The 16,661-nt window shown below is 33.6% G+C and carries 12 protein-coding genes; all 12 read right to left on the bottom strand.

Annotated features, from left to right (window positions below):
• Positions 1-191: 191 nt before the first annotated feature.
• The gene (locus HMPREF0634_RS06505; protein ID WP_007790100.1) at positions 192-1,382 is read right to left on the bottom strand and encodes a coenzyme F420-0:L-glutamate ligase; all 1,191 of its coding nucleotides are present in this window, start codon (positions 1,380-1,382) and stop codon (positions 192-194) included.
• 221 nt (positions 1,383-1,603) lie between these two features.
• On the bottom strand, positions 1,604-2,353 hold the full coding sequence (locus tag HMPREF0634_RS06500; protein ID WP_007790051.1) for a TraX family protein: 750 nt from the start codon (positions 2,351-2,353) through the stop codon (positions 1,604-1,606).
• Positions 2,354-2,373: 20 nt separating this feature from the next.
• Positions 2,374-2,784, bottom strand: coding sequence for a DUF6608 family protein (locus HMPREF0634_RS06495; protein ID WP_040565845.1), 411 nt, complete (start codon positions 2,782-2,784; stop codon positions 2,374-2,376).
• Between the two features lie 189 nt (positions 2,785-2,973).
• A complete protein-coding gene (locus HMPREF0634_RS06490) occupies positions 2,974-3,216 on the bottom strand; it encodes a hypothetical protein (protein WP_040565844.1) in 243 nt (80 codons plus the stop codon).
• A gap of 134 nt (positions 3,217-3,350) precedes the next feature.
• On the bottom strand, positions 3,351-4,055 hold the full coding sequence (locus tag HMPREF0634_RS06485; RefSeq protein WP_040565861.1) for a hypothetical protein: 705 nt from the start codon (positions 4,053-4,055) through the stop codon (positions 3,351-3,353).
• 65 nt (positions 4,056-4,120) lie between these two features.
• Positions 4,121-5,488, bottom strand: a complete 1,368-nt coding sequence (locus HMPREF0634_RS06480; protein ID WP_007789977.1) for an MATE family efflux transporter — start codon at positions 5,486-5,488, stop codon at positions 4,121-4,123.
• A gap of 1 nt (position 5,489) precedes the next feature.
• Positions 5,490-7,961 (bottom strand): PEP/pyruvate-binding domain-containing protein, encoded by a 2,472-nt coding sequence (locus tag HMPREF0634_RS06475; protein ID WP_007790078.1) that lies wholly within the window; start codon positions 7,959-7,961, stop codon positions 5,490-5,492.
• A 23-nt stretch (positions 7,962-7,984) separates the two neighbouring features.
• On the bottom strand, positions 7,985-8,581 hold the full coding sequence (locus tag HMPREF0634_RS06470; protein ID WP_007790090.1) for a TetR/AcrR family transcriptional regulator: 597 nt from the start codon (positions 8,579-8,581) through the stop codon (positions 7,985-7,987).
• A gap of 102 nt (positions 8,582-8,683) precedes the next feature.
• Positions 8,684-10,804 carry an FMN-binding protein gene (locus tag HMPREF0634_RS06465; RefSeq protein ID WP_007789953.1) on the bottom strand — a complete coding sequence of 707 codons (2,121 nt, stop codon included), beginning with the start codon at positions 10,802-10,804 and terminating at the stop codon, positions 8,684-8,686.
• Positions 10,804-11,328, bottom strand: a complete 525-nt coding sequence (locus HMPREF0634_RS06460; protein ID WP_007790061.1) for an FMN-binding protein — start codon at positions 11,326-11,328, stop codon at positions 10,804-10,806. Before HMPREF0634_RS06460 ends, HMPREF0634_RS06465 begins: the two co-directional genes overlap by 1 nt.
• Positions 11,329-11,417: 89 nt before the next feature.
• Positions 11,418-12,149, bottom strand: a complete 732-nt coding sequence (locus HMPREF0634_RS06455) for a ferric reductase-like transmembrane domain-containing protein (protein WP_243440519.1) — start codon at positions 12,147-12,149, stop codon at positions 11,418-11,420.
• Between the two features lie 249 nt (positions 12,150-12,398).
• Positions 12,399-16,415 carry a cell wall-binding repeat-containing protein gene (locus HMPREF0634_RS06450; RefSeq protein WP_007790098.1) on the bottom strand — a complete coding sequence of 1,339 codons (4,017 nt, stop codon included), beginning with the start codon at positions 16,413-16,415 and terminating at the stop codon, positions 12,399-12,401.
• Positions 16,416-16,661: the final 246 nt, after the last annotated feature.

Raw genomic sequence — 16,661 nt, 5'->3', positions numbered from 1 at the left:
CTTAATATTAGCACAATTCAAATAAATTAACAAGGTCATTTTGTTAAATTTTTGATATTTGATTTCGCACACTACTTCTTTATAATCTATATATTTAGGAATGATTCCCAAGAAATTAGCAAAAAATAGGGGCTAGTATTCTGTACATCTGCCCAAAATACCAGCCCCTATCAATATATTTAACTTATCGATTAATTATTTGTATAATTATCAAAGTATCCCTGTACAAGTACTATCGGTGTACCCTTGTCACCTGAACCACTTGTAAGGTCACACAATGAACCTATTAGGTCAGTAAGCCTTCTTGGTGTAGTACCTTCAGACTCCATCTTACCTACCAATGAAGCATCTTTTGACTTTATTCTTTCAGATATAGCTTCCCTAAGAGCTTCACCTGATAAATCATTAAAGTCATTGTCTGCTAGGTACTTTAACTTCAATTCGTTTGGTGTACCTTCCAAGCCTGCTGTATAGGCTGGTGATACTACTGGGTCAGCAAGTTCCCAAATCTGCCCTACTGGATCCTTGAAAGCTCCATCTCCATATACCATTACTTCTATATGCTTACCAGTCTTCTTCAATAGCTTGTCCTGGATATCATATACAAGGTCAGTACACTCATTAGGGAATAACTTTACGCTATCCTCTGTCGACTTATTTGATCCCAATAGACCATACAAAGTGTTGTAACCACTTCCGTCTATTGATTCTGTCAATATTTCGTCCATACCATAAACTGTAGCTCCTGCAGCCTTTAATATCCTGCTTGTTCTCTTTCTAGTATGGATATCACAGTTTATTACATTCTTAGTGTAGTTTAAGATTTCAGTAGCATGGTTAGCAAATACTATTTCTACATCTGCTCCAGCTGACCTGATTACTTCACTATAGTAGTCAACATAATCCACACCTGTAAATGGGTGGATATTCTGACCAAATAATTCTCTATATTTTTCAAGTGTCAATACTGTTGAATATGGATCTATTCCCTTGTCATCTAACTGGTCTTCTGTCAATAACTGGTTACCAACTTCATCTCTTGGATATGAAAGCATCAATACAACCTTTTTAGCTCCCATTGCCATACCCTTTAGACAGATGGCAAATCTGTTACGAGAAAGGATTGGGAAGATTATACCTATTGTTTCTCCACCAAACTTAGCCTTAACATCCTTGCCTATTGCATCTATAGAAGCGTAGTTGCCTTGGCTTCTTGCAACGATAGACTCTGTAATACCAATTACATCCCTATCACCTAACTCAAAGCCATCTGTTTTAGCTGCTTCAATTACTGAATCAACTACTATATCTGATAAATTGTCACCCTGACGAATTATAGGGCAACGTACTCCACGTGCTACTGTACCAACATTTCTTGTCATACTATCTTCCTCTTTCAATTTAATTCAAATTTACTTATAGGCTGTATGGATAATCCTTTACCAGAGACTCTCCTGTCCTAAAGTTTTTTTACTTATACCAAGTACCCTATATATAATACTACAAAAGTAGCAATTTAAAAAGAAGAAATCGAATATTTTTTGAAATTTTTATAAAAATGTTTAAATCATCCTGTCTGTTTTTATAATAATTAGTTTTTTCATTAGATAAAAAGCCTAATCAAACCCAAGATCAATAAATGTCCTGGATAGAAAATATAAAAGAACCACTTAGAAAATTCCCTTCCCCTATCCATTCGTTTACCATTATACAAATATATAATGGTAATTCCAGCAAGAACAATACCCAACATACTTCCTAGGGAAAATATCAAATTTTCTTTTACCGGAAGCATATTGACTCGGGCTAAAAATTCTAATATTCCAAACAAAATCATCGATATAATAAAGGCATACTTAGTTTTAACCTTTGACCCATAACTCCATACAAACAATAGGGTAAATATTGGTGCTAATAAGGCCCAATCTGATATTAAGGATGGTATAATAAGCCCCAAAATACATACAAACCTTAAAATTTTATTTCCTACTCTTTCAACCACAACTAAAATCCCAAAACAAATCAGCAAGGTGAATATCATATTAAGCCCATGAAACTCTAGGACACCCTCCTCGGTAAAGGCCAAACAAAACGGTATCTCAGAAATTAGGGCAAATATAAACAGCCTCCTAGCATATTTCTTTTTAGAATGCGTGTACCTATATCCTTCAACCAAAAAATAACACATGGTAATAGCAGTGAAATAACCCAAGTCTAGGAAAAATTCTGATAAGAATGTACCTGGCTCCATAAATATTATTGAAATATGATTCAATAACATCAAAAACATAGCTATATACTTAATCAAATCACGATTTAATATTTTATATTTATCAGTCAGATTATTTTCCATTTTACTAACTCCCCCAATACTTATTTTCTATCTAAAGACCTATTTTTAATGCGATTTTTAATCCATCCTATTATTGAAACGGCTAGATAACCTATAGTATAATTTATGAATATATCCCTATAGGCAGAACTCGCCAAGGCTTCTCTAAATCCTGTCAACCAAATATAAACAAATACCAGTATGAGTGTCGGAATGTATACTACTATAGCCTTGACCCAATAATTGCTAATTTTTAAATTTTTAACCAGAATATAGGCTAGAACAATAATAAAGACGATAATAGCCCTGTCCAATTCATGCCAATTTCCATTAGGATCTTCATAATGTCCGTTTAAAAGATATAGCACGCTATTAAAAATAGTTGCAATCGTGTATAAAACAGAATAAATAAAAACTGCCTGCTTTAACCAATCATTCCATATAGTTTTCATACTTCCACCCCCACAAGTTCATTTTTTATAACACAATTATACAATAGCCATATTATAAGCTGCAATAATAAATGCCTTTTAGAAATAAACCATATAAAAAAGTGAAATTCTTTTCTTGAATATTTGATTTCACAGACAGTTTTTCTTATGATCAATTATTAAATTTTTTATTGCAATTGTTATCCGATACTAAATATAGCAGTACAATATTCCTACATCATCTTCATCAAATATACTTGGAATAAAGCGTACACTAGCCTTCTTTATATCTACACCAAAGCGTTCTATAAAGTTAAGAGTCTCAGAATCTAATTGCTTCTTTAAAGCTAGGTTTAGGCTCTTATCTTCTGAAAGATCATTATTTATATAGTATTCAATAGTTTTTTCCTTATCTAGGCTAATTGCCCAAGGATATAAGTCTAAATTTTCCATAAAGTTCCTCACTAAAATTTTATTTTTCACTTCTATATTACGCTTTGTACTTTATGTTCTATACATTTATATCAGCTATTGGATATAAACAAGCCTTACCAGCAATAGCAATATTCTTGTACATTTTCAACCACCTATAGGTGAACTACCTTTGAACGATTTTTCTCATAGGCCGTATCATGGAATAGATTGTCTCCGTGGGTCCTATTCTCTAGACTTGTCATTATGACCGGTAGTATCAATGTCTTGAGAAAAAACAATCCCATCCAAGAAAAGAATATTCCAATACTCATACTCTCTAGGCCGGCAAAAAACAATTGATAAAATACCCAGCCATTAAGGCCCACATTAATCATAGTAGCTAGGCTGGCAAACACAATATTAGTTTTAATCTTAGGACTATATAATTTTGCCACAAAAAGAGACAATAGAGAAATATTATATACACAAATTGGTTTGTAGTCTTTCCTATATATAACCAGGGTTTTTCTGTTGTAAAAGTTGGCATTACCTGTTCTAGACCTAAACTCATTAATCCAGACATGGCTAATCCCCTCTACTTCACTCCAGTCTACCATAAGGTCTATTTTCCTTAGATATATCCCCTCCTGGCTTATATTAATTTTATAGCTTACAAGAGAAAAAATCACCACCATGACTAGGATAAGGCCAATCGTAATATAGGTTAGCTGGTCCTGTCCAATAGTTAGTACATCGCCAAAATAAGTCATACTTATATCCTTACCATTAGATATAAATTTCGCTCCTGCTATAACCAGTAAGATTATAAATAGTGGATATCTATAATAAATACTATGGAATTTAATTCTACCTTTCATATCCAAGTCTGATTCCCTTCAAATATTCACCAGCTATGATACTGGCTATATTTAATTTTATCACATTACTTACGATTCCTTCTAGTCCCCAGCCCTATTTTCCAAACTACGAAAATGGCTAAGATAAAGGACATTAGGTCTGCCATCGGTTGTAACAAGTAAATCCCGACCTGACCAAATGCCCCTGTCAGGATATATAAAAGTGGAATATAAAAAATACCCTGGCGTGAAATTGAAATAATTGATGACCAAAAATATTGACCTATATTTTGCATTAGCATACTAGACAGGGCAAAATATCCTAAAAGTGGTAGTGTTAAGCACTGGAGGTTTAGTAACTTCATAGTGTATGCTATAACCTGGCTATCTTTCGTCATAGTCATAATTAGCTCTTTTGCAAAAATATGTAGGCCAAAGGCTGATAAAATTAAAAAGGCTGTTGCCCCCAGCACTGCCAGTTTAAAGGCTGTTTTCACCCTATCATATTGGCTAGCCCCATAATTCATGGCGCAAATCGGTTGAAATCCCTGACCCCAACCTATCATTATCAAATAGGCCAAAGCTAGTATCCTTGAACTGATTGTCAGGGCTGCCAATAGGCCATCACCGTATCTTGCGGCTGAAATATTTAGGAGAATCAGGGCTATACTTGTAATAGATTGGCGCAGAAAGTTAGGCATTCCACCAGCCAAAATATGATATACCCTCTCCTTATTTATCCTGACCTTTTTTAAATCTACACCTATATTCCCATTTTTCCGGGATAGTCTTGTGAGCAATATAGTTCCTACAATTTGACCTATCAAAGTTGCATATCCAGCCCCTATAAACCCTAATCCTAATCCAAACATAAGTATAGGGTCTAGGGCCATATTGACTAACATACCGGAAAGCAGGCCCCTCATACCATCTTTGACATTGCCACAAAGCCTTAACTGATTATACAGGGTCATAGAATATAGGGCAAAGGGGATGCTTAGAACTATTACCCTCATGTAATCAACTGTAAATCTCATAAGGCTTTCAGAGGCACTACCACCTATAAATCTTGCTAGGGGTGAAATAAATATCCAAGATATAAAGGCTATAAGTATGCCAAAACCAAGGGCAAATAAGATACCGATAGACGATATTTTCTCTGCCTCATATTCATTTCCTTGCCCAATTCTTTTTGACATGATATTACCACTACCATAACCAAACCAAAATCCTATAGCCTGGATAAAGCTCATAAAACTGAATACTATACCTATTGCAGCAGTCATAGACTTATTATTCAAAATTCCAACAAAGAATGTATCTGTCAAATTGTAAATTACCATTACCAACATACCTATGATAGTCGGTATGGAAGTTTTTACCAGGAGGGGAAGAATCGGATCATTTAAAATTGCCCTTCTCCTCTCTTCTTTTTTGTCATAACCTGAAACCATATTACAAACCTCTTACTATACCCTTATCTCCATCGACCTGTATCATATCTCCGTCCTTAAACCTACTAGTTGCAAATCCTACTCCGAGAACTGCCGGAATATTAAATTCCCTTGCAATTATGGCAGCATGACTTAGGGCTGCTCCCGTATCCGCCACTACACCACTTGCCAACTTAAATAGTGGTGTCCACTCAGGGTCAGTTAGGTGGCAAACCAGGATATCACCCTTTTGCATCTTGTAGAATTCGTCTGTATTACGGATAATACAAACCCTACCAACAACACTACCGGCGCTTCCACTTACTCCTTTTAAAAGGTCCCCTTTAGCATCAAAAACCAGTAATTTAGATGCCTCCCATACCCTTGTTGCTAGAGGGAATTTTTCTTGTCTTCGCCTAATATTTGCCTTGTCTTCCTCACTTAAATAACCCCTATCCATGGCCTTGACCAGGTCCTTTAAAAATAGGTTGGCAACTCCTGTCTTATAGTCTTCACTATCAAGCAATATCATATTTATCCTGGAAACACACTTTCTTACGTAATAGAATAAACTTTCCCATAAGTATTGACTTTCTTCACGAACTATATGGAAGTACCTAAAGTGTTTAATGTCCTTTTCAAGACGCTTGTACTTATTTCCATAAATATCCTTTAACTTTTCCATCAAGTCATCAAAGTCTTTTTCGCCACTATTTAGGTCATCTTTACTATCCAAATTTAACATAGGTTTGATAATATTGACTATCCTGTCAGGTTCTTCAATAAAGGTCTTTGCCTCTAAACAATAACAGTTATAGTCGGATTTAAAACCGTTCTTTTTCATAAATTCATCCGTCATTTCTTTAAAATTTCCAAATCTAGCACAAAGGTCCTCAAAACTTGCACCCGATAAAATTGACTCCTTTAACTTGGAATCATCTAGTACTTTTTGTCCTATCAGTGAAATTTCATTATTAACTAAGGCTGTCTTATTGTCTAGTCCCCAGTAGAAATCAAAGGCTGTATAGCTAGGATTAACCTTCTTTATTATCTTGCTATACTTATCAAAGACTATCATAGTAGGAAACATGGCATACTTAAACCTGTCATAGGCTAGCTTTTTAGTAAGTAAATAGCTATATTTCAAAAAATTCTTACTCTCTTCCAAGTTCATCTTGTTAAAGTCAATATTCTTAATCCCATCAAGTTCATCCCTATATTGAGTCATAAATTCCTCACACTTACTTGAACAATAATCAAAGTCTTTTATCTTCTTTATAATTTTTAAAACTTTAAAAATATTTTTATTTATAGACTTAGAACCATCTGGTAGGGTCTGAATACCATCTTGATCCATTTGTGGATTGGAATTTATTACTATGCCACCCTCAGCAAAGATCTTACTCTTTTGATCATTTATAGCAATCATGAAATCATAGTCTAGGGGCCTATAGGCAAAAGGCATTTTCTCTAAAAGGAAGCCCAGATTTTCACGTATTCCCTTACTTAGCTTCATATCCTTTAGGTAGGCCTTAACCTTATCCTCATCAATTTCATTATTTTTAAGGGTAGTTATAGCCCTAGCCTGTAAAATATATATTTGACCATCCCTAATAGCCCACTCTATATCCATAGGTCTACCATAGTGGTCTTGGATGCTCAAGCCAGTCTTTACAAGATCAACTATTTCATCATCACTTAGGGCTCTTACATTCCTCTTATCTTCCTCAACCTGAACTTCTATGATATCCTTTTCACCATATACAATTTGTCTCGCCTTACTGCCTATGCTTATATCCAGAATCTCGCCACTCTTGTCTACTATATAGGTATCAGGAGTCACTCTGCCACTTACTACACTCTCTCCTAGACCATAACTGGCATTTATCTGCATCTCGGTATCTTTTTTACTGACCGGATTTACTGTAAAGAGAACTCCTGCCTTTTGACTTTCTACCATTTCCTGAATTACTACCGCAATGGAAACAGCCAATTGGTCATAGCCCTGATGAAGTCTATAACTTACAGCCCTATTTCCCCACAGGGAAGCATAACAATTACGGACCTTGTCTAGGAGGTCATCAACACCTCTGACATTTAAATATGTTTCCTGTTGACCTGCAAAACTTGCATCAGGCAGGTCCTCTGCAGTAGCAGAAGAGCGGACTGCCACCCTTACATCTTCCCCCAGTTGGGAGTACTTATTTGTAATTTCTTTTTCTATATCCTCTGAAAATCTTCCACTTTTAATAATTTGACGGAAATAAGTAGCTACATCTAGCAATTTATTTTCATCATTTCCTGCTTCAAGTAGTTTATCCTTGATGAGGTCCTCAATATTATTATACTTGAGGAAGGCCCTGTATGTATTGGCAGTAATTACAAATCCCCTCGGAACATTTATACTTGCTGCAGTCATTTCACCCAAATTTGCCCCTTTTCCACCTGCGATTAATATGTCTTCTTTTTTTAATTCAATAAAATCTAATACCATTTTTTACTCCTTTCACTATAAATCTATAGGTCAATATATCTTGTGACTACAGATATGATGAAGGTTTCCAACACTTCTTCAAAATAGACTTCATCAAAGTGGTAATACTCTGAACAGAGTAAAAAGCTACCAATAAAGGCATTTGCCAAGCCGACTTCATCCGCACTTTTTATAGCAGAATTCTCCCTCCAATAGTCTACTAATCTATGCAAAAATCCCCCATATAACTTTTCTATCCTGCTTACCTCACTAAGTTTATCCTTTTTCAATATCTTAAAGGCATTATTATATATAGCTTGGGTTTTTATCTTAATCATAAGATCTAAGGAGTACTTATAAATTACTTGAGATAAAAATTCTACTGGATTTGCCAGTGATTGTGAAAAATCATTTTCTATTATACTTAACTTCTGAATCGACCTGTAGGCAACCAGGTCAATAATTAAGGATTCTTTGTCTTGCCAAAAATTATAAAAAGTTCCTTGACCTATCCCTACCCTCCTTGTAAGCTCTGCTATACTTAGGGATTTTGTTCCCTTATCATGGAATAAATCAAGGGCTGTTTCCATAATTTTTTTCTTTATTTCTAATTTCTCTTCCTCGGTAAATGCTCTTGTCATTTTTATCCCCCCTTTTATAAATAAAAAAATAGCTATGAATATTTTTATTATATTCATAGCTATTATAATCCTGATATGAGAAAAAGTCAATGAAAATCTTTTTTAATTAGTTTTTACCTTTTCAACCCCCATTGCTCCATTTAAAGTTGACATAATATTTTCATGCATGGCCTTAGTCGCTGAAGGTAAACTAGAAGGCGTCTCATTAATCTTCTTTTTTAACTCTTCAACAGCAGACTTTAATGAAGTATTTTCTTCTCTCAAATTAGTATTTTGAGCCTCAAGTGCTTCCTTTTCTTTTTCTACTTTTTCTTTTTCTTCTATTGCTTGCTTTAATTGATTTTTTAAATCATCACTAGTAGGATTGACAGATGGATTTGCTGCCTTCTTCAAGGCATCATTAACTGCATCCTTTATTCCATTGGATGTGTATGTAGCTCCAGATACAGCATCAACACTTGTAGTATTCTTCTCTATTATCTTTGGAATTACACCCTTCTTAGCATCGTCTATAAATCGTTTATCGGCTTCAGTTACAGGTTCTATAGAAATAACACTTACATTTTTAATTTTCCCTTCTAATATTTGAACGTCTACACTTATATTTCTTTCTATTTTATCTGCATCTAGTATATAAGTATTTACACCTGTGTAGTTGCCGTCATTATATGCCTTATGTCCAGGATTTTGTGGATCTTTTTCAAGCTTTTCTATCTTTTCTTTCAAAGTCTTAATTAATTCATTTAACTTTTTATTTTCTTCTTGCAACTTAGAAAGTTCTTGGCCAAGTTCTCCGCTATTACCATTAGAAGTTGTAGCCTTTTTTAAGGCATCTCTAACTGCCGATTTTATACCATCAGAAGAACGTGTAGCACCGGAAATTGAATCTACTTTTGTACTTTGAGTAGAAATTATTGATTGTATCAAGGCCTTAGCCTTTTCGAAATAATCATGGTCATCTCCATTTTCGATTACCTTAATTGATTCGATTTTACCACCCTTTATTTCTACCTCTACCTTTATAGTACTCTTAAATCCAACTCCAGAACCCTCATATTTTCCATCTTTGAGTTTTCCAGTTGTATCATTAGAATTCTGTAGTTCTTCTATCTTATTATTCAAAGACTTTAATAATTCACTTAAATTCCTATTTTCTTCTCGTATCTTTGAAAGTTCCTTATTAAGTTCTTCATTATTATCACCTTCAGAGGATGAACCCGCCTTTTTTAGGGCTGCCCTGACTGCCGATTTTATACCATTAGAAGAGAAGGTTGCTCCAGAAACCGAGTCTACCTTAGTAGTTTGTTTAGAAATTATTGATGATATCAAGGCCTTAGCTTTTTCGAAATAATCATGGTCATCTCCATTTTCTACTACCTTAATTGATTCAATTTTACCACCCTTTACTACTACCTCTACTTTTATAGTGCTTTTAAATCCAGTACCTGTACCTTCATATTTTCCATCTTTTAACTTTCCACTTACATCATTAGAATTTTGTAATTCTTCGATTTGCTTCTTTAATTTCTTTATTTCTTCCTTATCAGCTGACTGGTTAGGCTTCTCTGCAGATTGTTCATTTCCTGCACCACTTCCTCCACCAGAAGCTGAACCTGTACTTGCCCCAGCATTTTTTAGTGCATTTGCAACAGCTGATTTTATACCATTACTTGTAAATGTAGCACCACTTACCCCATCTACATTGGTTGATTGTGAAGAAATAATATTTGGTATTATGCCTGAACACCTATCATAGTATTCAGGTGTTTCTGAATGGTTTTCTACCTTTATATCAGATATCTTACCATTAGAAACTGTAACCTTGACCTTTATGTCACCACCATAGCCTTTTGCTGAACCATAGTAGACTCCATCTTTTAACTTACTAGGTATGCTTGTGTTGGCAGAACTGGCAGAACTACTACTTCCACCCCTTGAACTCCTACCACTGCTTGAGCCACTACTTGAATTTTTGTTTTTACTGTTTTTATTATCATTTTTCGAAGTTTTACCAGTATCTGAACTAGAACTTTCACCACTGGTATTTTTATCTTCATCATTATCATTCGATTCTTTATTATCTGCCACGTTATTATCAATTGGCAATGGCTGTTTTACTATGGAATTTTTGCCTAAACTCATCCCTAGGCTATAGCCGGTAACACCAATAAATACTGACATTATTATACTTATAAGTATAAACTTATTGATATTTTTACTCATTAATTTCCTCCACTAGCCAATGCGTTATTAACTGCACCTATAATCCCATTGGAACTATAAGTCGCACCACTAACAACTGATACATCTGTACTTTGTTTACTTACTATGTCGGATATCAACGATCTAGCCTTTTCAAAGTATTCTGCATCATCAGAATTCTCAACAATACGGATATCTTTAATTTGTCCTCCTTCTACCCTGACACTTACCTTAACATCCCCATGATAGCCAGGAGCACTTCCTGTATATTCTCCATCCTTGTATTTTGAACTAGATGAATTAGAATTAGAACTTGAATCATTATTTGAACTAGGTTTCTTTTCTGAATTTATATCACTGTTACTGCTATCATCATTTGAAGGTGAATTAGATGTATCACCTTTATTATCCTCACTTTGCACTCTATTTGATGGTGAACTATCGTTTCTTGCCACCTTATTTTTACTTATACTTGTCCCCATTACTATTGCAACGACTAACAAGAAAGATATTGCAGCAGTTATTATCATATTTTTCTTTTCCATTACACACCTCCAAGTATAAATTAATTTGACTCCCTCTTTACCACAATTATATTAGGAATATAATCTGGTTAGATATATATTCATATATTCTACTTTACAGCCAAACTTGCCTTTTTGGCCGCAAACTTCTTTTCCATAATTATCTTAACCTTGAAGAAAGTGTATGAAATGAAAACAAGACAATAGAAAGCTAAATTTATATTTCTTACCAATGATGATGGTTTAGATATATAAACCATTATAACCTGTACAAAAACCATGGCATAAAAAATATATGCAAATTCTTGCAAGCTTTTCCATTTCTTGCCTGTCATTTTTTTCCTTATTAATCTAAATGATGTTACAAATAGTGGCAACATTATCCCTATTGCAAATACGCCAGCACTGAACATCATTAGATTTGTCCACAGTGGAATCCCACTCATTTTAACAATATTTTTGCTATTTAATAAAAATGCAAAAAAGTAATGTGTGTTATGAGGTATAGTAAAAATACATGCAATAATTGATAATTCTCCCCTGTTCATCCTCAATCTTTTTGATACTTTATACTTCATATCAAAAACACCCATATACATGACTAGGATAAAGAATGCTCCTCCCATTGCACCAGAATCTATAGCCCTCATAAATTGTTTTAGTCCTACCAAATAACTAATGCTATATCCATTCAAGAGATAGATTGTATGGATAATAGACATCAAAGAAATAACTGAAGTTACAATGTATATTTCTTTGCAAAACTTTTTTATATAGTCAGCGAAATAATAGGCTAAAGCTACGATAAAAAAGATGCATATTTCAATAACCAATCTTATCACTTCCTTCCCCAAATTTTAGGTTGTTTAGAACTTTATATCCCCAAGTTAATGTCGGTCAACTATAGTGTTAACATTGACCCGATAGTTTTCATAATTAAAACACAGTTCAGCATTATAATTTTATCTAAATTATAAATCATAAACTAAGTGCATTATTAAAAACAGCAACATCATAAGTTAATTTTTATGATGTTGCTGAATATGTATTGATTTGCTTTAGTATTTCAACAAATATTTATTGTTGCTTTATTACTTCTTTAAAGTAAATTCTCCTATTAATACCTTTTGTGGTTGTTCACCATTTACAGATTTTGCAAAGTTATATAGGTATAATTTAGTTGGACCATTAGGATCCAAAATCTCTTTTGCAGGCTTTGTCAAGTCTACAATATCATCTTTAGTATATGTATCCTTCTCACCCTTTACAACATCTATTGTGAATAATTTAAGATCTTCTAATGTATTTACTCTTATTTTTTCAAAATCTGTAGTATCCCAATTTCCATCAGCATTTAATCTCTTAGAGTAGTTTAACCAATAACCTAAGAATGATTGATTGCCCTTATCACGAGTAATATCAATATTTTCTTCAGGTCCGTATTCCAATTTAGTAGTTTTACTATATTTATTTAAACTTGGATGGAAACCTACAGACTGATATGGTACTACTTCGAACGGAATATCAAACACACCTCTAGTTTCTTCCTGGTTAGAATCAATTAGTTTCACTGTAGCTTTCACACTATATACACCAGTCTTACTTGTGTTTATTTTCTCTAATTCACTATCAGCTATTTCTACCTTCTCAACAAACATATTATTAGATGCGCTACCATATGTTGTTTTAACATTTTCAGCAATTTTATCTCTATCTAACTTACCATATGTATTTGATAAAGCTTCTAGATTCTTCTTTGCTGCCTCGTCATTGGCTTTAAAGCTATCTGGTACTGCTTGTAAAAGCTGTACATTTTTTTCTTTTATAGCTTCCTCAAATTTAAGTTGAAGGTGCTTTTTCTCTTTCTTTATTTCAAAATATACAGGAAGTCTAAATTTATATATAGAACCATCATCAAATTCAAATTTAACATCAAACTTTGTTTGTGCCTTTGTTGCAGCGGTCTTTATAGCATTAGCTATCTCATCGTAATCTACTACTGCTTTTGCTGAATCTAATAATGCTTGTCCCTTCTGACTCATTAATCCTCTTTGGAATGCATCTTTAATTAACTTAGTATCAACTTTTTCTTTGGCTAAGGCTTTTAAATCTTCTATGCTCTTATTAGTATCTTCTTTATTTAAATTGATAGTCTGAGTTCTAATCTCATACTTTTTACGAGCAAGTTCATCAACGGCATCTCTAAAGTCTCCTGACTTTATTCCATTGAAAGCAAATCTGAAGTTATTTATACCTGCCTGATCTAACTTGTACTGTTCACTACCTGAAGTAAAGTCTTCATTAGCAATAGTGAATGAGTAATAGCCACTATCATCAAATATTGGCCATACTATGTCTCCGCCCTTTAGATTAAAGATCTTTTCTCCATTGTTGTCTTCTCTTGTTGTAACAAGTCTAAACTTTATCTTCTTACCCTTCAAAGCTTTTGATACTTCTTCAGATATAGTAAGTTTCTGATTGAAATCTAACTGCTTAGTCTTTGGATCAAGAGTACTGTTAAATCCTTCTACATCCTTCCAATCCTCTTTACCAACTTCACTTACCTGCACTTTTTTAACTGTGCACTGAATTTTTGTATTATCAAAAATCTGTATAGACTTTATTAGTTTAACAGTGTTAGTCTTTTCATGAACTAATCTAAGAGCTAGACCCTTCTTTGTGTCATATCCTAGGTTTTCTTTAGTTAATTTTAACTTGCCCTTTATTTCTTTAAGTTCTCCAGTTGCATGATCTACATAGCATAACTTTATACCATGTTTTTCAAAGTCCTTAAATGCTATTTCTACTGGCTTATTTTCACCCTTTTTAAGCATTTCTGCCTTGAATCCTATCTGATTAAAGTCGATTTCACTTCCTCCGTTGTAACTAGCTTTCAAACCTTTATTTTCTGGAATTGTTAGGTTAGTGAAATTAACATCAGAATCCGATTTTTTAAGTGCATTTGCTATAGCTTCAATAGTTCCTGTGGCAGTATAAGTAGCTCCACTTATAGTATCCACCTTGTATCTGTAATCAAGATCTTCATTCATGTATGTTCTTGTTAAATAATTTAATCTTGACTCTAATACATGTGGCACGTTCTTATCGAAGTGACTCTTATCAAGTCTTAATTTTTGTGTACCAAATTCATGCTTTGAGAACAATTCATCTAATACCTTGTTATATGCTTCTACAGTAGCATCACTAGTTGATTTTTTAACCTCACTAATTACCTTTCTTTCTGTATCTCTTGCAGATTTCAAAAAATAGTTAAGTCTATTAGTCTCGCCTGATTTAGCTAGAGCAATAGCTCCTTCATATCCCTTGATAAAAGTTTTACCATCATCTGGTAGATCTGGATATTCATCATTAGGCTTTACTTTTAAAACTTCATCCTTTACGAATTCTACACTCTTTATCTTACCAGCCTCTACAGTAACTTTTAGTGGTATTGGCTTACTGTCTATATAACCGAATCCGTCTCCATAATAAACTCCATCCGGATAGTTTTTATTTAAATCTAGCTTAGTAAAATCTTCTTTTGCTAAAAGATTAAGCTTATCAGTTTTTTTAGGTCTAGGAACCTTCTTGATTTCAGCAGCATCGTTGATCTTCTTTATAAGGTCATGACTACCCTTATATAAACTTGCTGTTGTATATGTTGCAGATGTTACTATATCAACCTTGTGTTCATCGTTTATCTTTTTGATACCTTCAGTGTTTGTTCTTAAAACATTAGGATCTTCTTTAACAAGTTTATATAGTTTATCAGCAATAGTATTCAGTTCTTTTAAACTTTCTGCCTTGTCCTTGTCTAAGAAATAATTATTATCCTTTAGTTTTTTAAATAATTTATCTTTATTCTGTCCAAAAGGTTTTTTGTATACTTCTGAATCGGTATCATTGTATTCAAAGTCAATATCTTTTATCTTGCCATTTTCAACAGTTGCAACTAATTTATTATTTTTAGACTTAGCATATAGTTTAGAGAAACCTTCTGCTTCTACTTCATACTTACCATCTTTTAAAACCTTAACTTCATCATATTCTACAGGGCTGTCAGGTTTTTTATTGTCTGGTTTATTGTTATCCGGCTTCTTATTTTCATTTTTCCTATCGTCTGTTCTCTTTGAACCCTTAGACTGAGCATCTTTTATAGTTTTCTCAATGTTTTTAGAAAGACTAGCTGAAATAGAATCTTCCCCACCTAGAAGGTATGCACCCTTTGCATTCTTTTCTAGGTACTTAGATACACTGGCATCTAAGGCATCTGTTTTAGCCAATAGTACTGGTGCCTTTTTGCTAAGTACTAGGTTAATTGCAGATAGGGCATCTATATAATTTGTTCCGTTAGCTAACACAACCTTGTCATTGTTACCCTGGTAATACTTTTCAGCTATTTTTGTAGATGTTTCATATCTGTTTATACCAGATATCCTATCTCCCTTTAAGCCTTTGATATTCATAGAATCTGTTCCACCTATCATGATATTACTAGATGAATTAATATCTACAACAGATTTAGATCCTTCTGGTAAATTTTTTCCATCAGTCAATATTATTGACCTATTTAATTTAGCTGCTACTGGTCCTGCTGACAAGGCATCTACAGTATTAGCATTTACGATAATATTTTCCTGCTTAGAACCCTTGTTTAATTCTTCTGCTAACTTGATGGAAGTCTCATATCTATCTTTTCCACTCACTCTTTGAACCTTGAAAGTTTTAGCTAGCTGGTTTTCTAATGACTTAGATATACTTTGTTCGCCACCAACAAAAATGACTCTTTTAACCTTAAGTCTCTTTAATTCATCCATTACTACGTTCGGTAAAGTATCCTTTTTTGTAAGTAATAATGGTGCCTTTAACTTTGCAGCTATACCTCCACTTGTCAAAGCATCATGAACTTTTTGACCTGACGCCAATATTGCTACATCTGAATTATCAAATGATTTTTTAGAGATATTGACACAAGTCTCATACCTATTGATCCCACCAATCCTTTCAACTGTCGATCCAGCTGAATCTGCAAGTGCAGCATTTGGTAATACTGCTATACTGCTTGTCGCCAATGTTGTCGCAAGCAGTACATTTACTACTTTTTTCATAAAGTACCCCCTTGAATTATTTATATACAAAGATAAAACCGCAGTTTTTCCTCTATATACACCCTCACTAGATATAGTCAAATATGACTATATCCTATCTGCATTCCTACCTTATACAGATGTTTTTAATTTAATATTACTACCATTTTCGCAATATTAAAGTCCTCAACTGATATCAATTATAGCATGGTTTATATTCTATTTCAATAATGTATTTATTTATTTTTTTAAAAATCTGTCTATATG

The organism is Peptostreptococcus stomatis DSM 17678 (assembly GCF_000147675.1).
GTDB lineage: Bacteria > Bacillota > Clostridia > Peptostreptococcales > Peptostreptococcaceae > Peptostreptococcus > Peptostreptococcus stomatis.
This window is presented reverse-complemented; position numbering and strand designations above follow the sequence as displayed.